Origin of the sequence: Pseudonocardia sp. C8 (assembly GCF_014267175.1) — a bacterium.
GTDB lineage: Bacteria > Actinomycetota > Actinomycetes > Mycobacteriales > Pseudonocardiaceae > Pseudonocardia.
In genome coordinates, this window is record NZ_JACMTR010000002.1 from 1,687,643 (window position 1) to 1,706,156 (window position 18,514).

An 18,514-nucleotide genomic window follows, 5' to 3' on the forward strand; every position below is an offset into this window, starting at 1 on the left:
CGGCACCGTCACGTCCCCGTCACCGCCGACACCGGGAGCGAGCGATGTCCGCACCACACTTCGGAATCTTCCTGCTGACCAACGTGCCCGAGTGGAGCTCGGACACCGAGGCGATCCACAAGGGAATCGAGCAGATCCGGTACGCCGACGAGCTGGGCTTCGAGGAGGCCTGGGTCGCCGAGCACAACGGACGCAACTACGGGATCATCGCCTCTGCCCAGCTCATGCTCGCGGCGGCCGCCTCCACGACGTCGCGGATCCGGCTGGGGTCCGGGGTGACCCGGCTGCCGATGCACCACCCGCTTCGGCTCGCCGAGGACTTCGCCTACCTCGACCAGCTCAGCCGGGGCCGGATCAACTGGGGCATCGGCAAGGCCTACGACCCGCTGGAGTTCCAGGCCTACGGCATCCCGATGGACGAGCGCGACGAGCGCTACGAGGAGATCTTCGAGATCGTCATGCAGGCCTGGACGACCGGGCGCGTCACCCACCACGGACGGCACTACCAGGTCCCCGGCCGGGGCGACGTCGTCGAGTCCGTCGAGCTGTTCCCGAAGGTCTACCAGGACCCGCACCCGCCGGTGTTCGTCATGGTGTCGCGGACCGAGGCGTCGCTGCGGGCGGCCGCGCGCCGTGGGTTCTCCTTCGTGCTCGGCCAGCTGCCGGGCCGCGACGAGGTCCGGCACCTCATCGACGTCTACCGGGAGGAGGCCCGCGACGCCGGGCACTCCTTCGACACCATCGACGCGAACATCGCCCGTGCGTCCCAGCTCAAGGCCGTGCACGTCGCCGACTCCACCGAGCAGGCCGAGCGCGAGTACGAGCAGGGCTACATGTGGTACATGGACATCGTCGGCAACCGGGCCAAGGTCGGCCTCGGGATCGAGCAGCTCACCTACCGCGAGTACATCGACAAGAAGGCGATCATCCTGGGCTCGCCGGAGCGGGTCGCCGAGGAGCTCGCCGACTACCACGGCCACACCGGGATCGGCGGCCTGCTCAGCTGGTTCGACGCCGGCAGCCAGCCGCAGGAGCAGGTGCTCAACGGGATGCGCCTGTTCGCCGAGAAGGTGCGGCCGCAGCTGTGAGTGCGGGAGCGGTCCCCTCCGGGAGAGCCGGGCCGGAGGCGGGCCTGTGGTATGACTGGCCGACGCCGGTCCGTGACGCTCGGCGACGAGGAACTGGGGGGCGCGTGGCACGTAGGGGAGGGCGACCCGCCGTGGTCGCCCCTGCCGCCGAACCGGTCCCCGAGCCCAAGACCCACCGGGGCCGGCGCACCCGCGAACTCATCGTCCGCTCGGCCCGGAAGGTGTTCGAGGAGAAGGGCTTCCTCGACACCCGGATCGCCGACATCGCCGCGGCCGCCGAGATGTCGCACGGCACCTTCTACACCTACTTCCAGACCAAGGACGAGGTGTTCCGCGAGATCATCGCGGATGTCGCCGAGGGCCAGTTCGAGGCGACGAAGGTGCCGGAGGACTTCTCCGCCGACCCGGCCGAGCGGATCGCCTACACCATCCGCGAGTACCTGCGGACCTACCAGAAGACGGCCCGGCTGTCCGGCGTCATCCAGCAGGTCGCGGTGCTCGACGAGGACTTCCGGCGGGCCCGCCTCGAGGTGCGGCGTGCCTTCCGGGACCGCATCGAGCGCGGCATCCGCCGGATGCAGTCCGAGGGCATCGCGGACGAGACCCTCGTGCCGAAGGTCGCTGCCGAGGCCATCACGTCGATGCTGTCCAACTTCGCGTACACGACGCTCACCCTCGGCGAGCCGTACGACGAGGACGAGGCCGTCGCGACGCTCACCCGCATGTGGACCAACGGCATCGGCCTGCGTTCCCGCGGCTGACGCCGCACCCGTTCCGCACACTTCTTCGCACGCACCGCACGCCCGGTGGTGTCCCCGTGGCGTGCCTCAGGGAGGAGATCCCGCATGGACTTCGCCGTCCCGCAGGACGTCCAGGACGTCGCCGACGGCCTGCTGACCTTCGTCGACCGCTTCGTGGCGCCGCTCGAGGAGCGCAACCGGCACCTGCTCGACTCCGAGCGCACCCTCTACACCCCGGACGGCCGGCTGGTCCCCGAGGTCGTCGACCTGCGGCGCCAGGTCCGGATGGCCTCGGCCGAGGCGGGCTTCTACACCCTGTTCGCCCCCGAGGAGCTCGGCGGTGGCGGGCTCGACGAGATCGCGCTCGTGCACGTCCAGGAGACGCTGAACCGGCACACCGGGCCGCGGCGGCCGCTGCTGCACGAGGTCGTCGTCCCGTCGGTGTTCACCAACGGTCTGAGCCCGCTGCTCACCCACCTGCGCCCCGAGGTGCTGGAGAAGCACCGCGACCGGATCGCCTCCGGCGAGGCCACGCTGTGCTTCGCGCTGTCCGAGCCCGGTGCGGGGTCGGACGCGACCGGCATCAGCACTCGCGCCGAGCGCACGGCGAACGGCTGGCGGCTCACCGGCGAGAAGCAGTGGATCACCAACGCCGCGTACGCCGACCTGGCGTTCGTGTTCGCCGTGACCGACCCGCAGGCGCAGGCCGCGGGCCGCGGAGGCGGGATCACCGGCTTCCTGGTCGACACGGCCACCGCCGGGTTCGAGGTGACCTCGCAGATCCCGGTGATGGGCCACCTCGGCTCGCACATCTCCACGGTCTCGCTGACCGGCGTCGAGGTTCCCGACGACCACGTGCTCGGCGAGGTCGGCCGGGGCCTGCGCCTGGCGATGGGCGGGATCAGCAAGGGTCGGCTGAGCATGTCCTCGATGTGCGTCGGCCTCGCACGGTGGGCGCTGGAGCGGGCCGTCGAGTACGCGAACACCCGCAAGGCGTTCGGGACGGTGATCGGGGACCACGGTGCCGTCCAGCACCACCTCGCGGAGATGGCGATGGACATCTACGCCGTGAAGTCCCTGGTCGCACGGACCGCATGGCTGGTCACCACGGGCGAGAAGGCGATCAAGGAAACGTCGATCACCAAGGCGGCGGCGACCGAGATGCTCGGCCGGGTGATGGACCGGTCGATGCAGGTGCACGGGGCGATGGGCCTGACCAACGAGATGCGGCTGGAGGAGGGCCTGCGGTTCGCCCGCACCCTGCGCATCCCGGACGGGACCTCGGAGATCCAGCGCCGGACGATCGCCCGGCGACTGCTCGACGGGGACGTCGCCCTGTGACCGCCCCGGCCCGGGCCGTCGGCACGCTGCCGGCGTTCGACGAGCTGCCGGTCCTCCCGGAGAGCGGGACCCGCCACGCATGGGGGTTGTTCGGCCCCGACGACGAGCTCGGCACGCTGAACCTGCTCACGCCGGCCGTCGTCCGGGCGGGTCTCGACGCGGCGCAGACCGGAGAGTCGATCGGGCTGGCCCTGGACTCCGACGTGATCGACCCGCCGCTGTACGGCAGGCGGGCCGCCCGGCACGTCGTCACCGAATCCGGCCCGGTGGTCGACGACCGGCTCGACGACTTCTTCCCGCAGGCCGCCTCCCAGTGGGACGGGTTCGGCCACCACCGCTGCCGGGCCGGTGCCTACGGCGGCGTGACCGCACCGCCCGGCCCGGGCAGGCCGCGGCTCGGTATCCACCACTGGGCGCGGCGCGGGATCGTCTCCCGCGGGGTGCTCCTCGACGTCGCCCACCACCGCGGTGCCGAGGCACCCGATCCGCTGGTGGAGGGCACGATCACGCCGGAGGAGCTGCGGGCGGTCGCGCGCGCCCAGGGCGTGCACCTCCGGGCCGGGGACGTGCTCTGCGTGCGCACCGGCTGGCTCGCGACGTACCGGGCCGCCGGGTCCCGGGTCCGGGAGCGGCTCGCCGCCGACGGCGCCCGCGTGGCCTCGCTCGGCCTGGCGGCCACCGAGGACACCGCCCGCCTGCTGTGGGACGCGCGGGTCGCCGCCGTCGTCACCGACAACCCGGCCGTGGAACAGACACCCGGCGACCCCGCCGTGGGAAGCCTGCACAGGAGGGTCCTGATGAGTCTCGGAATGCCGCTCGGGGAACTGTTCGACCTCGACCACCTCGCGGAGCGCTGCGCGGCCGACGGCCGGTGGACCTTCGCGTTCACCGCCGCGCCGCTGACGATCGTCGGCGGGCTCGGTTCCACCGCGAACGCGCTGGCGATCCGGTGAGCGCGCCCGCCGGGACCCGCCCGCTGCTGTCCTCGCTGGACGGCGGCGTGCTGACCCTGACGCTGAACCGCCCCGAGGTGCGCAACGCGCTCGACGACGCCACCAAGCACGAGCTCGTCGCGGCCCTGGACGACGCCCAGGCCGAGCCGGGCGTGCGCGCGATCGTGCTCCGCGGGGCCGACCGCACGTTCTGCTCGGGTGGGGACATCCGCCGGATGGGCACCCGGACGGCCGTCGGCGGTGCGCTGCGGCTGCTCGGTGGCCGGCGCTTGATCGACAGCCTGGTCGAGATCCCGAAGCCGGTGATCGCGGCCGTCGAGGGGCACGCCGCGGGCGCGGGCTTCTCGCTCGCGCTGGCCTGCGACCTCATCGTCGCCGCCGGGTCGGCCGACTTCCGGCTCGCGTTCATCTCCCGCGGGCTGGCCCCCGACACCGCCGCGACCTGGTTCCTCACCCGCCAGATCGGGGAGCGCCGGACCAAGGAGCTCGCCCTCACCGGCCGGCCGGTGGGCGCCGCCGAGGCGCGCGACCTCGGCATCGCCCAGGAGGTCTGGCCCGACGACGAGTTCGACGACCGCCTGCGCGACTACGCCGGCCGCATCGCGTCCGGGCCGACGGCGGCGCAGGGCATCACCAAGCGGATCGTGCAGCGCGCGGCCGACTGCGACCTGGCCGCGGTGTGGGACCTGGAGTCCCTCGGCGCCGCGGTCGCCTCCACCACCGACGACCACCGCGAGGCGATCGCCGCCTGGCGGGAGAAGCGGACCCCCACGTTCGACGGCCACTGAGCCCGGAAGGACGCCCACGATGACGTACATCCGCACCAGCCGTGACGGCGACGACGACCGGATCGCCGAGGTCGTCCTGGACCGGCCCGACAAGCTCAACGCGCTCTCCGGGCCGATGCTCGACGAGTTGTCCGCCACGCTCGACAAGCTGGGCCGGGACCCGTCGGTCTCGTGCATCCTGCTGCGCGGCGAGGGCCGCTCGTTCAGCGTCGGCTACGACGTCGGCAGCGGCGGCCCGCACGAGACCGCCTACGACGACTGGGAGAGCCTGAACGAGAAGATCGACCACTGGATCCGGGTGTGGGAGTGCCCGAAGCCGGTGATCTCGGCGATCCACGGGCACTGCATGGGCGGCGCCACGATGCTCGCCGTCTGCACCGACATCACGATCGTCGCCGACGACGCCGTGATCGGCTGGCCGACGATCCCGCTGGGCGGCGGGCTGCTCAGCCCGGTGAGCATGTGGCTGATCGGTCCGAAGCGGTCCAAGGAACTCTCCTACACCGCCGGGTCCAGCATGGACGGTGCCGAGGCGGCATCGCTCGGATGGGCCAACCGGGCCGTCCCCGCCGGCGCGGTGCTGCCGGAGGCCCGCCGGGTCGCCGCGGAGATCGCGAAGATGCCCACCGAGCTGCTCACGCTCAAGAAGCGCGCGTTGAACCGGGTCATGGACCTCCAGGGGTTCCGGGAGATGCTGCGGATGGGCGCCGAGTGGGACGCGATCGCCCACACGTCCGCCCAGCTCGAGCCGATCACCGACAAGCTCGCCGAGGTCGGCCTCAAGGGGACGGTGTCCTGGTTCCGGGCGGGCGCACGATGAACCGGGTCGACGCGCTGCTCGACTGGGCGGTCGGGCTGCGGGACAAGGCGGCGGTCCGGTTCGAGGGCCGGGAGATCACCTTCGGTGAGCTCGCCGACCGGATCGCGGGCGCCGCCGGATCGCTCGCCGGCCGGGTCCGCCGCGGCGACCGGGTCGGGCTGTACTGCGAGAACACCCCGGAGTTCGTCGTCGCCGAGTACGCGTGCTTCTGGCTCGGCGCGACCGTCAGCCCGCTCAACCGCCAGCTCACCTCCGCCGAGGTGCGCGAGACGGCGCAGCGGCTGGGCCTGTCGGTGGTGCTGGCCGACGGCCCGCTCGAGCTCGGCGACGTGCCGGTGCTTCCGGTGCCCGACGGCACGGGGCCGGCCGCCGCGGCGCCGCCGCCGCCGGAGCGGATGGGGCCCGAGGACGGGTGCCTGCTGCTGCAGACCTCCGGTTCGACCGGGACCCCGAAGGGGGTGCTGCTCAGCTATGCCAACGTCGTCGACAACTACGACCGGACCTACCGCTGGGTGGGCGCGACCGGGGCGGACGTGCTGCTGATGGCGCTGCCGCTGTACAACACCTACGGCCTCAACCAGGGCATCAACCTGATGGCGGTGACCGGGGCGACCCTGGTCCTGCACCGCGGCTTCTCGCCGCGCGCCGTGCTGCGCGCGCTCCGCGACGAGGGCGTCACCTTCTTCCCGTCCGTGCCCACGATGATGACCCGGCTGCAGGCCGTCGCCGACGGGCCGATCACCGACCGGGTGGTGCGGGTGGGCGTCGGAGCCGCCCCGACGGCGTCCCAGGTCGTCGCCGACGTGTGGCGGATCCTGCCGAACGCCTCGATCCGGCTCGGCTACGGCCTCTCCGAGGCCACCGCGCTGGTCACGCTGACCCACGTGGGCGGCCCCGAGGAGGCGGCCGGTCGCAACCTCGACACCTGCGGCCGGGCCGTCCCCGGGTTCGAGATGCGGATCGACCGGCCCGACGAGACCGGCCTGGGCGAGCTGCTGCTGCGCGGCGACGGCGTGTTCGCCGGGTACGTGGGCACCGAGGCGCCGCGTCCGGTCGAGGACGGCTGGCTGCGCACCGGGGACATGGCCCGCATCGTCGACGGCGAGCTCGTGATCGCCGACCGCAAGCGGGACCTGGTGATCCGTGGCGGGCAGAACGTCTATCCCGGTGAGATCGAACGGGTGCTGCACGAGCTGCACGCGGTGCTGGAGGCGGCGGTGATCGGGCGGCCGCACCCGGACCTCGGCGAGGTCCCGGTGGCCTACGTCGTCGCACGGCCGGGCCACGATCTGCACGTGGACGCGGTCGCCGCACACTGCGCGGAACGGCTCGCCGGGTACAAGCGGCCCGCCGAGATCGTGGTGGTCGACGCCCTCCCGCGCGGGGCGACCGGCAAGATCTCCAAACCGGCCCTGCGGGAACGGGACGCGCTCCAGGCGGCGGGCCGATGAGCGTCGTCGTCGTGACCGGCGCCGCCGGCGGCATGGGGCGGGCCCAGGTGGCCGACCTCGCCGCGGCCGGGTACACCGTCCACGCCCTCGACCGGGAGCTGCCCACCGGCCTGCCCGGCGGCGTCACCGGCCGGGCGCTGGACGTCACCGACGCGGACGCCTGGGCGGCGTTCGCCGCGGAGCTGGCGGACCGGCACGGATCGGTGCACGGCCTGGTGAACCACGCCGGCGTGATCGACCGCCACCGGCTCGACGAGGTCGACCCGGCGACCGTGCACCGCCTGGTCGACGTCAACCTCGTCGGCCCGCTGCTCGGGATCCGGTTCCTGTCCCCGCTCATGGGCGCGGGGGCGTCGATCGTGACGATCGGGTCGGTGGCCGCGCTGACCGCGTACTACCCGGTCGCCTACACGGCCAGCAAGTGGGCGCTGCGCGGGCTGACCAAGGTCGCCGCGGCCGAGCTGGGGGCGCGCGGGATCCGGGTCAACGCCGTGCACCCCGGCTTCGTCGAGACACCGATGACCGCCGGTGCGTCCGACCGGTTCCGCGCGGCGAGTACCGAGTTCAGCCTGCTCGGCCGCGCCGGCCGCCCGCAGGACGTGGTCCCGGTCGTGTCGTTCCTGCTCGGCGACGGTGCCCGGCACGTCACCGGGGCCGAGATCCCGGTCGACGGCGGGGCTGCCGCGCACGGCGGGGCGAAGCCGCTGAACACCGCCGCGAACGGGGTCGCGCCGTGACCGTGCTGCCCACCGATCCCGCCGCGTTCCGCACGGTGCTCGGTGCGTTCGCCAGCGGGCTGGTGGTCGTGGGGGCGAGCGGCCCGGACGGACCGCTCGGCATGACCTGCCAGTCGTTCTGCTCGCTGTCCCTGGACCCGCCGCTGGTGCTGTTCTGCCCGGCGGCGACGTCGTCGACCTGGCCCCGGGTCCGGGCCGTCGGATCGTTCTGCCTCAGCATCCTGTCCGAGGACCAGGCCGGGGTGAGCACCCGGATGTCGCGGTCGGGCACCGCGAAGTTCGCCGGCGTCGGATGGGACCGTGCGCCGTCCGGGGCGCCGCGGCTGCTCGGCGCGGTGGGCTGGCTCGACTGCAGCCTCCGTGACGAGCACGAGGCCGGGGACCACACCGTCGTCGTGGCCCGGGTGGAGGCGTTCGGACTCGACCGGGAGCGGCGGCCGCTGCTCTACCACCGCGGGAGCTACGCCCACGTCGCACCGTGACGGATCGGTGCCGGCTCCGGTCGCGCCCTACCCCGGCGCCGGCTCGCCGGCGATCGTCGAGGGGGCGAGGCCGAGTGCCCGGGCGACGGTGACGGCGAAGTGGTCGGCCACCCCCTGTGCGGTGGCGATGTACTGGTCGTCCAGGGCGACCGGGCGGTCGTAGTAGAGGCTGATGGTGGCCACCAGCGAGTCGCCGTAGAGCACCGGCAGGGTGAGCAGGCTGACGTATCCCTCGGCCCGGACGAGGTCGTGGGCCGCCGCCATCAGCGGGTCGGTACGGGCGTCGGCCAGGAACATGTGCAGCCGGGACTCCCAGACGCGCTTGATGACGCCGTCGGTCCGCCCGTCGTTGATCCGGGCGACCAGGGCGTCGAGGTAGCGCTGGGAGATGCCGCGACGCCGGGAGACGGTGTAGCCGGCCCAGTCGCCGTTCGGCCGGTCGCTGGTCACGACGAGCACCCGGTCGGCACCGAGCCCACCGGTCATCGCGTCGCAGATCGCGTCGGTGAGCGCGTCGAAGCTCGGATGGCGGGGCGGGCCGATCATCAGCGCGGCCAGCACCTCGGTGTCGACCCGGGGCCCGGCCGGGGCGGCCTCGAACGCGGGCCCGCCGACCTCGCCGATGAGGTGACAGGACTGCGCCGACCGCACACCCGGGTGCCCCTCGACGACCTGCACCTGGAAGCGCAGCGCGGCCGCGTCGTCCGGGAAGGACGCGGAGACCATGACGTCGGCCGAACCCGTGATCAGCTGGACCTGGTCCACCTCGGACTGCGCGGCCAGGAACTCCGCCACGCCGAAGCGGCGACCGGGCTCGGTCAGCAGGAGGTAGACCATCCGGCTGCGCTGGGCGGGATCGGACAACCGGGCGGTCACGGTGAGCCCGTGCTCTCCGACGAGCCGCGCGATCCGGCTGCGCACGGTCTTCTCGGACACGCCCACGAGCTTCGCCAGCTCGACGTTCGGCGTGCGCCCGTCGCGGCGCAGCGCGGCGACGAGGGCACGGTCGATCTCGTCCAGCTCCTGCCGACGCTGACGTCCCGGCATCTTGACACCACCCGTTCGTGCCCACGAGACTCCGGAAATCGGCGCAAGTTGCACAATATGCGCCGAAATTCGGCTCTAATGGGTCGACCCTAGCACTCTCCTGGCCTCGCGGCGCACTGCTCGCGGGCCACGACTCGCAACGACGCGTGTGGAGGCGGGATGTCCGTGATCGGCAAGGTGTCTGCTCCGAGACGCCGGGCCCGGCTGCTCGTGGCCGGCATCGCAGTGGTGGGAACGCTCCTCGCGGGCTGCGGTGGCGGGCAGCCCGCCGCGCCGGCCGCGATGGGGAGCTCGGTCGGCGCCGCGCCGACCGGCCCGGCCGACCCGAACGCCACATTGCGGTTCAGCTTCGGCACGGACGCCAGCAAGAACTACGACCCGGCGACCGCGGCGAACCAGTTCGTCAACGCGTTCCTGCTGCCGGTCTACGACCGCCTCTTCGACATCGACGCGCAAGGGCGGGTCGTGCCGATGCTGGCGGAGTCGTCGAGGCTCTCCGACCAGGGCCGGACGCTCACCCTGACCCTCCGGGACGGGGTCGTCTTCCACGACGGGACAACCTTCGACGCGGCCGCGGTCAAGGCCAACATCGAGCGCGCGAAGACCACCGAACGCTCGACCCTCAAACCCGATCTCGCCGTCGTCGAGTCCGTCGAGACCCCCGATCCGCGGACCGCGGTCCTGCGGCTCGCCGCGCCGAGCGCGTCGCTCCCCGCGCTGCTCGCCGACCGTGCCGGGATGATGGTCTCGCCCACCGCGTTCGGGAACCCCGATCTCGACCTGCGGCCGGTCGGCGCGGGCCCGTACCGCGTCGTCGACGACCAGCCGGGCGTGCAGGTCACCTACGAGAAGTTCGACCGGTACTGGAACGCCGCGGCGACGGCCGGTGCGGTGCGCCGCATCGAGCTGGGGGTTCAGCTCAACCCCGAGACCCGGCTCCGCTCGGTCGGTGCCCGCGAGTTCGACGCCACCGCGATCAACCACGACCAGTATCCGCAGGCGGCGACGTCCGGCCAGCAGGTACTGGTGAAGCCGGGGACCGGGGCCTTCCTCGTCTACCTCAACATGGCGAAGAACCCGCCCCTGGCGAACCCCGACGTGCGGGCGGCCATGGCGATGGCGATCGACCGCGCCGGGATCTCGCAGGCCATCCTCGGCGGCCAGTGCACCGCGTCGCCGCAGATCTTCCCGGACGGCTACTGGGCTACCGCGCCGGATCCCGGCCCCGACGCGTCGAGATTCGACCTCGCCGCGGCGAAGCAGAAACTCGCCGAAGCCGGGTTCCCGCAGGGGTTCGCCATGTCGATGACCGTGGTCAACGTGCCGCCCTACTCCGCGGTCGCCGAGGCCGTCGCCGGTCAGCTGGGCCAGATCGGCATCACGGTCGACCTGCAGATCGCCGAGCCGGCCCAGGTCATCGCCGGCTTCACCGGGCAGAAGTCCGTGGACTCGTACGTCTCGCAGTGGCCGGGCGCGGTCGACCCGGCGCGGACGGTGGCGTCGCTGTACCTGCCGGGCGGCACCTTCAACCCCGGCGGGATGCGCGACCCGGAGATCGTCCGGCTCGCGGCGCAGGGCCAGGCGGCGCCGGACGCCGCCGCCCGCGCGCAGGCCTACCAGCAGATCTCGGCCCGCGCGGTGGACCAGCATCTTCACCTGCCGATCTGCAGCTCACCGGCCCTGCTGATGGCGTCCCCGAAGGTCCGCGGCCTGACCACGACGATCGCGGGCGCACCCGACCTGCGTGCCGTCGAGCTCGTCCCGGGGGCCTGATCCGTGCTGCACACGATCGTCGTCCGGGTGGCCACCCTGGCCCTGCTCGTCTGGGTCGTCTCGATCGCGGTGTTCGCGCTCGTCCTGCTCATCCCCGGTGATCCGACCAGCACCCTGCTCGGTGACAACGCCACACCCCAGCAGGTCGCGGCCCTGCGGGCGAGCCTCGGGCTGGACGACCCGGTCCTCGTCCGCTACTGGGACTGGCTGTCCGGCGCGTTGCACGGCGATCTGGGCACCTCGATGCTGACCAGCTACCCGGTGACCCAGGCGATCAGCGACCGGATGGCGGTGACCGTCTCGCTGGTCGTCCTCGCCCTGCTGCTGTCGGTGCTGCTGGGCCTGGTGGTCGGGGTGCTGGCCGCGGTGCGGCAGGGCAGCGTGTTCGACCGGATCGCGCTGCTCGGCAGCTCGGTGGGGATCGCGATGCCGAACTTCTGGCTGGGCCTGGTGCTCGTCACGTTCCTCGGCGCCGAGCTGGGGCTGTTCCCGACGAGCGGCTACGTGCCGTTCGGGGAGTCGGCGGGAGCCTGGGTCGCGCACCTCGCGCTGCCGGTCGTGACGCTCGCCGCGAGCGGTGTCGCGGAGGTGGCCCGGCAGACCCGGGCCAGCGTCGTCGACACCCTGCAGCTCGACTTCGTCCGGACCCTGCGGGCGAAGGGCCTCGCCCCCGGCAGCGTGGTCGTCAAGCACGCGCTGCGCACCGCGCTGGTCCCGGTGGTCACCGTGGCGGGGCTGCAGGTCAGCCGCCTGTTCGGGCTCTCGGTGCTGGTGGAGGCGGTGTTCGCGCTGCCGGGCATCGGCTCGCTGATGGTGCAGTCGGTGTTCGACCGGGACATCCCGATGGTGCAGGGCACGGTCCTGCTGGCGACCGTGGTCGTGGTGACGGTGAACCTGCTCGTCGACCTGTCCTACGGCTGGCTCAACCCGAAGGCGGCCGCATGACCACCGTGCCGACGACCGCACCGGCGGCCCCGGAGTCCGCGTTCGGCGCGTTCCGCAGGCGCTTCGGCCGCCAGCGGCTCGCCGTCCTGACGGCCGCCGTCCTCGGGCTGATCGTCGTCGTCGCGCTGCTGGCCCCGTGGATCACCCCGCAGGACCCGAACGCGCAGACGCTGATGGACCGCCTCGCCGCGCCCGGCCCCCGCCACCTGCTCGGTGCGGACGACCTCGGCCGGGACGTGCTGTCCCGGATGGTCGTCGCCACCCGCGAGACGCTGTGGGCCGGGGCGCTAGCCACGGCCGTGAGCATGGTGTTCGGGCTGCCGTTCGGCCTGCTCGCCGGCTACCTCCGCGGCTGGGCCGACGCCGTCCTCTCCCGGATCGCGGACGCGCTCATGGCCATCCCACCGCTGCTGTTCGCGATGGCGATCGTGGCCGTGCTCGGCCGAGGCGTCACGAACGCGATGATCGCGATCGGGGTGGTGACGGCGCCCCGGTTCTTCCGGGTGGCGCGCAGCGTCGCGCTCGTCATCCGCGAGGAGACCTACATCGAGGCGGCCCGCTCCATCGGCTGCCCCACCGGGCGGATCGTGCGGACCCACGTGCTGCCGAACATGCTGTCGCCGCTGATCGTGCAGGTCTCGGTGACGATGGGGTTCGCGATCCTGTTCGAGGCCGGCCTGTCCTTCCTCGGGCTCGGCGTGCAGCCACCGGACGCCTCCTGGGGCTCGATGCTGCAGCGTTCCACCCAGTTCGCCGCGCAGGCGCCATGGCTGGTGCTGCTGCCCGGGCTGGCGATCCTCGTGACCGTCCTGGCCTTCAACACCGTCGGCGACGCCGTGCGGGACTCGGTGGGCCGCGAGAACCGGAGGCTGGTGTGAGCATGCTGGAGGTGCGGGACCTCACCGTCGAGGTCGCGACCGCGAGCGGGCCGACCGTCGTGGTCGACCGGGTGGGGCTGTCGGTGGCGGCGGGGGAGACCCTCGGGCTCGTCGGCGAGTCCGGCTCGGGCAAGACGCTGACCTCGCTGGCGATCCTGCGACTGCTCGGGTCGTCCGCGCGGATCGCCGGGGGCAGCGTGGTTCTCGACGGCACCGAGCTCACCGAGCTCGACGAGCGCCGCATGCGCGAGGTGCGCGGCGGCCGGATCGGCATGGTGTTCCAGGAGCCGATGACCGCACTCGACCCCGCCTACACCGTGGGCGAGCAGGTCGCCGAGACCGTGCGCCGGCACCTGCGGCTGTCCCGCCGGGAGGCGTGGCGGCGGGCGGTGGCCGCGCTGGACCGGGTCGGGATCCCGTCGGCGGCGCAGCGGGCCCGGGACTACCCGCACCACTTCTCCGGTGGCATGCGGCAGCGGGTGGTGATCGCCATCGCGCTGTCCTGCGACCCGGTGCTGCTGCTGGCCGACGAGCCGACCACCGCCCTCGACGTGACCGTCCAGGAACAGATCCTCACGCTGCTCGCCGGGCTGCGCGACGAGTCCGGGCTGGCGATGGTGTTCGTCTCGCACGACCTCGGGGTGATCGCCGACATCTGCGACCGGGTCGCGGTGATGTACGCGGGCCAGATCGTGGAGACGGCGCCGGTGCGGGAGCTGTTCGCCCGGCCGCGACACCCGTACACGGATGCGTTGCTGCGCTGTGTCCCCGGGCCGGTCGGGACCCGGCTCGCGACGATCCCCGGCACCGTCCCGCCGTTCGAGCACCTGCCGGCCGGGTGCCGCTTCGCGCCGCGCTGCGGCCACGCCGCGCCGATCTGCGAGGAACCGGTCGAGCTGACCGACGGCGTCCGCTGCGTCCGCGCCGGCGAGCTGGTGGGGGAGCGCGCATGAGCCCGCTGCTGGAGGTCGACGGCCTGGCGAAGGCCTTCCCGGCCCGGTCCGGGATCGGCCGTCGGCGGGTCTGGGTGCGCGCCGTGCGGGACGTGTCGTTCACCCTCGAGCGCGGCCGAACCCTCGGCGTGGTCGGCGAGTCCGGATCCGGCAAGTCGACCGCGGCCCGGTTGCTGCTCGGGCTCGTCCGTCCGGACCGGGGCACCGTCCGGCTGGGCGGTGACGACGTGCTGGCCGCACGGGGGGACCGGCTGCACGCCCTGCGCCGCCGCATGCCGATGGTCTTCCAGGACCCGTACTCCTCGCTGGACCCGACCTGGACGGTGCGGGACATCGTGACGGAGCCGCTGCGGCTCGACGGCGTGCGTGACCGGGCCCGGCTCGGCGACCGTGCGCAGGAGCTCCTGGACCTGGTCGGGCTCGGCCCGGCGTTCGCCCAGCGCTATCCGCACGAGCTCTCCGGCGGGCAGCGGCAACGGATCGCGCTGGCCCGGGCGCTGGCGTGCGAGCCGGACCTCGTCGTGCTCGACGAGGCCGTCGCCGCCCTCGACGTCTCCACCCGGGCCGGGATCATCGGGCTGCTGCAGAACCTGCAGGAGCAGCTGGGCCTGTCCTACCTGTTCATCTCGCACGACCTCGCGCTCGTCCGGGTCGTCGCCCACGATCTGGCCGTGATGTATCTGGGGCGGATCGTCGAGCGAGGCCCGACCGACCGCGTCTACGCCGAGCCGGCCCATCCCTACACCCGGTCGTTGATCGCGGCCGCACCCGTCCCGGACCCGGAGGTGCAGCGCCGCCGGGAACGCCCGCCGGTGCGCGGCGAGGTGCCCAGCGCCCTCGCGATCCCGGACGGCTGCGCGTTCCATCCGCGCTGCCCGCTGGCCACCGACGTCTGCCGCACGAGCCCGCCGCCCACGATCGGGCTCCCCGGCGGGCACGTCGCCGACTGCCACCACACCACGCCGGAGCTCGAACCCGCACGGAAAGGAACGTCGTGAGCACACTCGACTACCGCAAGGGCCTGCACGACCTGGGCGGCGGCTGCCACGCGTGGCTGCTCCCGGACGGCAGCTGGGGCTGGAGCAACTCCGGCCTGATCACCGGCTCCGGTACCTCGTTGATGGTCGACACCCTGTTCGACCTGGACCTCACCCGGGAGATGCTGGACGGCATCCGGCCGGTGACCGACACCCATCCGGTCGGCACGCTGGTCAACACGCACTCCGACGGCGACCACGTGTTCGGCAACCAGCTGCTGGCCGAGCGGGACGTCGAGATCGTCGCCTCGGAGGCCGCCGCCGAGCTGATGACCCAGGAGGCGGTGGCGGCCCTGCAGAACGTGAAGGCGCTGGACGGCCCGACCGGGGACTTCGCCCGGCACATCTTCGGTCCGTTCGACTTCGCACCGGTCGTCGCGACCGGGCCGGACCGGACCTTCGCAGGCGAGGAGAGCATCGACGTCGGCGGCCGCGAGGTGCGGCTGATCCAGGTCGGCCCCGCGCACACCGCGGGCGACACGCTCGTGCACGTCCCGGACGCGCGGCTGCTCTACGCCGGGGACATCCTGTTCGTCGGCGGGACGCCGATCGCCTGGGCGGGCCCGATCGACCGCTGGATCGCGGCGCTGGACCGCATCCTCGACATGGACGTGCGGACCATCGTCCCCGGGCACGGCCCGGTCAGCGACAAGGCCGAGGTCAGCAGCATGCGGGAGTACCTGGTGTTCGTGGAGCGCGAGGCCCGCACCCGGTTCGAGGACGGCCTGCCGGTGGACCAGGCCATCGACTCGATCGACCTCGGGCGGTACGGCGACCTTCCCGAGCACGGCAGGCTCGCCCAGAACGTCCTCAACGTCTACCAGCAGCTGGATCCCGCCATGGAACGCCCGGACCGGTTGACCGTGCTGTCCCGGATCGCGGCGCTGGAGGGCTTCCCCTCGCCGGAGGTGACCCGCTGATGCGCTTCGTCACCTACGCCTCGGCCGCGGGCGACGACCGCGTCGGGCTCGTCGACGGGGACCGGGTGCACGGTCTCGAGCCGGGCGTCACCCTGCTCGGGCTGCTGGAGTCCGACGGCCTGGACGCGGCCGGGGAGCGGGCGCAGGCCGACCCGGTCGAGACCGTCGACCTCGACGGCCTGACCCTGCGGGCGCCCCTGGAACCCCGGTCGATCCGGGACTGCATGGGCTTCCTGCAGCACCTGCGCAACTGCTCGGCCGCCTCCGACCTGGAGCTCGACGAGCGGCACCACCAGTTCCCGGTCTTCTACTTCTCCAACCCGGCCGCCGTCGTCGGGCCGTACGACGAGGTGCCGATCTCGCCGAACTGCCGGCGCTTCGACTACGAGCTCGAGATCGCCGCCGTGATCGGCAAGCCGGGCGCGACGATCCCGCTGGACCGGGCCGAGGAGCACATCGCGGGGTACATGCTGCTGTGCGACTGGAGCGGGCGTGACCTCCAGATGAACGAGATGGCGCTGCGACTCGGACCGGCGAAGGGCAAGGACGGTGCCAACACGCTCGGGCCGATGCTCGTGACCCCGGACGAGATCGAGCCGTTCCGCTCGAAGAACGCGTTCGCACTGAACATGACCGGGTACGTCAACGGTGAGCTGGTCAGCGAGGGCAGCTGGGACACCGTCGACTGGGGCTTCCCGGACATGATCACGTACACGTCGCGCGGGACGCGGCTGCGCCCCGGTGACGTGATCGGCTCGGGAACGGTGCCCACCGGGTGCCTGTTCGAGCACTTCGCGATGGACCCCGACGGGTTCCGCGGCTGGCTGCAACCGGGTGACGAGGTGCGCCTGGTCGTCGAACGGCTCGGCGAGCTGCGGCAGCGCATCGTGCCGGGCGTGCCCGCCGAACCGTTGAGCTCGGGCTACTGATGGGCACCCTGGCCGGGCTGTGGGAGGCGGCTGTCGCCCGGCACGGCGCGGCCGGCTTCCTCCACTTCCACGACGTCGACACCGGCGACACCGTGTGCTGGACCTACACCGAGTTCGACGACCGGGTCGCGCGGGTCGCCGGCGGTCTCGGCATCGGGCCGGGCGACACCGTGCACCTGGCGCTCGGGAACTGCCCGGCGTTCGTCGCCGTGTGGCTCGCCGCCGCGCGGGTGGGCGCGCGGATCGTCCCGGCCGATCCCCGCGCCACCGAGGCGGAGCTCGCCGAGCAGATCCGCCGCACGCGTCCGGTGGTCGGGGTGTGCGCGGCCGCCCGCGCGGCGCCGTACCGGGCAGCGGCCGGGGGCACCCGCGTCCTGGAACTGACCGAGACGGCGGCCGACCTCGACGACGGCGCACCGCTCGTCGGGACCCCGCGGACCGGGTCGGCCGCGGCCGGGGACGTCCTGGCGATCATGTTCACCTCGGGCACGACCGCGGCGCCCAAGGGCGTGCTGCTCACGCAGGCGCTCTACGCGTTCACCGGGGAGACGATGGCCCGTGCCGCCCGGCTGTCCGCCCGGCACCGGTGGTTCGTGGTGCTGCCGCTCTTCCACGCCAACGCGCAGTACTACTGCTTCGCCTCGGCGATCGCGGTCGGCGCGTCGGTGGCGCTGGCGTCGCGGTTCACTGCCTCCGGCTGGCGCGCCCAGGCCGCCGGGCTCGGTGTCACGCACGCCAGCCTGTTCGCCGCGCCGGCCCGGATGATCCTCGCCCGGGACCCGGGAGGTGACCCGCTCGCGCTGGAGCACGTGTGGTTCGCCCAGAACCTCACCCGGGACGAGTACGAGCGGCTCGCGGCGCTCACCGGCTGCCGTCCGCGGCAGCTGTACGGGATGACCGAGACCGGACCCGCCGTGCTCACCGACACCGGCCCCGAGCCCGTTCCGGACACGATCGGTACGCCGACCGAGGGCTGCCTGGTCCGGCTCGCCGCCGACCCCGGCGGTGGTCTCCCGCACCTGGAGGTGGGCGGGCAGCCCGGGCACACGCTGTTCCTCGGCTACCTCGACGACCCCGGCACCACGGCGGCGGCCTTCACCGACGACGGCTGGTTCCGGACCGGGGACCGGGCGACCGTCGACGACGACGGCCGGTACCGGTTCGGCGGGCGGGGCGGCGACATCGTCAAGGTCGGCGGGGAGAACGTCAGCCTGACCGAGGTCGAGGCCGTGCTCGCCACCCATCCCGCGATCTTCGAGGTCGTCGCGGTGGGGGCTCCGGATCCGGTGCTCGACGAGACCGTCGCCGCGGTCTACGTCCCGGCCGGGGCCGCGCCCTCCGAGGAGGAACTGCTGGCCTGGAGCGCGCAGCGGCTCGCGCCCGCGCGCCGGCCGCGCCGGTTCCTGGCCGTCGACGAGCTCCCGCGCACCAGCGTCGGGAAGATCAAGCGGTTCCAGGTCGGGCAGTTGCTGCGGTGAGGGCCGGCGACGGCCCGGCCCGTTGCGGCCGGTCGTCGCCGGAGCAGGTGCCGCGCCCGTCGTGTCGCCGGACGGTCGCCGGCCTGCGACGACGGACAGTCGATCAAACACATGTTCGAATAGAATGAGGGCATGCCCAGCGACCGGCTGTGAT

18 protein-coding genes are annotated in these 18,514 nt (G+C 73.1%); 17 read left to right on the top strand and 1 reads right to left on the bottom strand.

Features of this window, described 5'->3' with window-relative positions; translation table 11 throughout:
• Nucleotides 1–44: 44 nt before the first annotated feature.
• The 9 genes from H7X46_RS08510 to H7X46_RS08550 all read left to right on the top strand — a co-directional run bounded on the left by H7X46_RS08510 (nt 45) and on the right by H7X46_RS08550 (nt 8,400).
• Nucleotides 45–1,088, top strand: a complete 1,044-nt coding sequence (locus H7X46_RS08510; protein WP_186358888.1) for an LLM class flavin-dependent oxidoreductase — start codon at nt 45–47, stop codon at nt 1,086–1,088.
• Between the two features lie 131 nt (nt 1,089–1,219).
• Complete coding sequence (locus tag H7X46_RS08515; protein ID WP_186358889.1) at nt 1,220–1,849, top strand: TetR/AcrR family transcriptional regulator; 630 nt, start codon at nt 1,220–1,222, stop codon at nt 1,847–1,849.
• 84 nt (nt 1,850–1,933) lie between these two features.
• Complete coding sequence (locus H7X46_RS08520) at nt 1,934–3,169, top strand: acyl-CoA dehydrogenase family protein (protein WP_186358890.1); 1,236 nt, start codon at nt 1,934–1,936, stop codon at nt 3,167–3,169.
• A complete protein-coding gene (locus tag H7X46_RS08525) occupies nt 3,166–4,122 on the top strand; it encodes a cyclase family protein (protein WP_186358891.1) in 957 nt (318 codons plus the stop codon). Before H7X46_RS08520 ends, H7X46_RS08525 begins: the two co-directional genes overlap by 4 nt.
• Entirely contained in the window at nt 4,119–4,910 is a 792-nt protein-coding gene (locus tag H7X46_RS08530) for an enoyl-CoA hydratase-related protein (RefSeq protein WP_186358892.1), read from the top strand. The genes H7X46_RS08525 and H7X46_RS08530 overlap by 4 nt, the downstream gene beginning before the upstream one ends.
• A 19-nt stretch (nt 4,911–4,929) precedes the next feature.
• Nucleotides 4,930–5,730 (top strand): enoyl-CoA hydratase/isomerase family protein, encoded by an 801-nt coding sequence (locus H7X46_RS08535; RefSeq protein WP_186358893.1) that lies wholly within the window; start codon nt 4,930–4,932, stop codon nt 5,728–5,730.
• Complete coding sequence (locus H7X46_RS08540) at nt 5,727–7,181, top strand: class I adenylate-forming enzyme family protein (RefSeq protein WP_186358894.1); 1,455 nt, start codon at nt 5,727–5,729, stop codon at nt 7,179–7,181. The genes H7X46_RS08535 and H7X46_RS08540 overlap by 4 nt, the downstream gene beginning before the upstream one ends.
• A complete protein-coding gene (locus H7X46_RS08545; protein ID WP_186358895.1) occupies nt 7,178–7,918 on the top strand; it encodes an SDR family NAD(P)-dependent oxidoreductase in 741 nt (246 codons plus the stop codon). Before H7X46_RS08540 ends, H7X46_RS08545 begins: the two co-directional genes overlap by 4 nt.
• The gene (locus H7X46_RS08550) at nt 7,915–8,400 is read left to right on the top strand and encodes a flavin reductase family protein (protein ID WP_186358896.1); all 486 of its coding nucleotides are present in this window, start codon (nt 7,915–7,917) and stop codon (nt 8,398–8,400) included. The genes H7X46_RS08545 and H7X46_RS08550 overlap by 4 nt, the downstream gene beginning before the upstream one ends.
• Before the next feature lie 27 nt (nt 8,401–8,427).
• Here the strand turns inward: H7X46_RS08550 and H7X46_RS08555 are convergent, their stop codons facing one another.
• Nucleotides 8,428–9,447, bottom strand: coding sequence for an AsnC family transcriptional regulator (locus tag H7X46_RS08555; protein WP_186358897.1), 1,020 nt, complete (start codon nt 9,445–9,447; stop codon nt 8,428–8,430).
• 159 nt (nt 9,448–9,606) lie between these two features.
• On the opposite strand from H7X46_RS08555, the gene H7X46_RS08560 reads away from it, so the two are divergent.
• The 8 genes from H7X46_RS08560 to H7X46_RS08595 are packed head-to-tail and all read left to right on the top strand — an operon-like array spanning nt 9,607 to nt 18,360.
• A complete protein-coding gene (locus H7X46_RS08560) occupies nt 9,607–11,220 on the top strand; it encodes an ABC transporter substrate-binding protein (RefSeq protein ID WP_186358898.1) in 1,614 nt (537 codons plus the stop codon).
• 3 nt (nt 11,221–11,223) lie between these two features.
• The gene (locus tag H7X46_RS08565) at nt 11,224–12,165 is read left to right on the top strand and encodes an ABC transporter permease (RefSeq protein WP_186358899.1); all 942 of its coding nucleotides are present in this window, start codon (nt 11,224–11,226) and stop codon (nt 12,163–12,165) included.
• Nucleotides 12,162–13,043: an ABC transporter permease gene (locus H7X46_RS08570; RefSeq protein WP_186358900.1), complete on the top strand. Its 882-nt coding sequence runs from the start codon at nt 12,162–12,164 to the stop codon at nt 13,041–13,043. The genes H7X46_RS08565 and H7X46_RS08570 overlap by 4 nt, the downstream gene beginning before the upstream one ends.
• Nucleotides 13,044–13,045: 2 nt before the next feature.
• A complete protein-coding gene (locus tag H7X46_RS08575) occupies nt 13,046–13,996 on the top strand; it encodes an ABC transporter ATP-binding protein (RefSeq protein WP_186362528.1) in 951 nt (316 codons plus the stop codon).
• Nucleotides 13,993–14,994, top strand: a complete 1,002-nt coding sequence (locus H7X46_RS08580; RefSeq protein WP_186358901.1) for an ABC transporter ATP-binding protein — start codon at nt 13,993–13,995, stop codon at nt 14,992–14,994. Before H7X46_RS08575 ends, H7X46_RS08580 begins: the two co-directional genes overlap by 4 nt.
• Nucleotides 14,991–15,953, top strand: coding sequence for an MBL fold metallo-hydrolase (locus H7X46_RS08585; protein WP_186358902.1), 963 nt, complete (start codon nt 14,991–14,993; stop codon nt 15,951–15,953). Before H7X46_RS08580 ends, H7X46_RS08585 begins: the two co-directional genes overlap by 4 nt.
• Nucleotides 15,953–16,882, top strand: a complete 930-nt coding sequence (locus tag H7X46_RS08590) for a fumarylacetoacetate hydrolase family protein (RefSeq protein WP_186358903.1) — start codon at nt 15,953–15,955, stop codon at nt 16,880–16,882. The genes H7X46_RS08585 and H7X46_RS08590 overlap by 1 nt, the downstream gene beginning before the upstream one ends.
• Nucleotides 16,882–18,360, top strand: a complete 1,479-nt coding sequence (locus H7X46_RS08595; protein WP_186358904.1) for a class I adenylate-forming enzyme family protein — start codon at nt 16,882–16,884, stop codon at nt 18,358–18,360. The genes H7X46_RS08590 and H7X46_RS08595 overlap by 1 nt, the downstream gene beginning before the upstream one ends.
• Nucleotides 18,361–18,514 lie beyond the last annotated feature (154 nt).

Excerpts from the sequence above, each read along its gene's own strand:
- H7X46_RS08510 (WP_186358888.1), top strand. The coding sequence starts at position 45 with ATGTCCGCACCACACTTCGGAATCTTCCTGCTGACCAACGTGCCCGAG.
- H7X46_RS08520 (WP_186358890.1), top strand. The coding sequence starts at position 1,934 with ATGGACTTCGCCGTCCCGCAGGACGTCCAGGACGTCGCCGACGGCCTG.
- H7X46_RS08535 (WP_186358893.1), top strand. The coding sequence starts at position 4,930 with ATGACGTACATCCGCACCAGCCGTGACGGCGACGACGACCGGATCGCC.
- H7X46_RS08540 (WP_186358894.1), top strand. The coding sequence starts at position 5,727 with ATGAACCGGGTCGACGCGCTGCTCGACTGGGCGGTCGGGCTGCGGGAC.
- H7X46_RS08545 (WP_186358895.1), top strand. The coding sequence starts at position 7,178 with ATGAGCGTCGTCGTCGTGACCGGCGCCGCCGGCGGCATGGGGCGGGCC.
- H7X46_RS08555 (WP_186358897.1), bottom strand. The coding sequence starts at position 9,447 with ATGCCGGGACGTCAGCGTCGGCAGGAGCTGGACGAGATCGACCGTGCC.
- H7X46_RS08560 (WP_186358898.1), top strand. The coding sequence starts at position 9,607 with ATGTCCGTGATCGGCAAGGTGTCTGCTCCGAGACGCCGGGCCCGGCTG.
- H7X46_RS08570 (WP_186358900.1), top strand. The coding sequence starts at position 12,162 with ATGACCACCGTGCCGACGACCGCACCGGCGGCCCCGGAGTCCGCGTTC.
- H7X46_RS08575 (WP_186362528.1), top strand. The coding sequence starts at position 13,046 with ATGCTGGAGGTGCGGGACCTCACCGTCGAGGTCGCGACCGCGAGCGGG.
- H7X46_RS08580 (WP_186358901.1), top strand. The coding sequence starts at position 13,993 with ATGAGCCCGCTGCTGGAGGTCGACGGCCTGGCGAAGGCCTTCCCGGCC.
- H7X46_RS08590 (WP_186358903.1), top strand. The coding sequence starts at position 15,953 with ATGCGCTTCGTCACCTACGCCTCGGCCGCGGGCGACGACCGCGTCGGG.
- H7X46_RS08595 (WP_186358904.1), top strand. The coding sequence starts at position 16,882 with ATGGGCACCCTGGCCGGGCTGTGGGAGGCGGCTGTCGCCCGGCACGGC.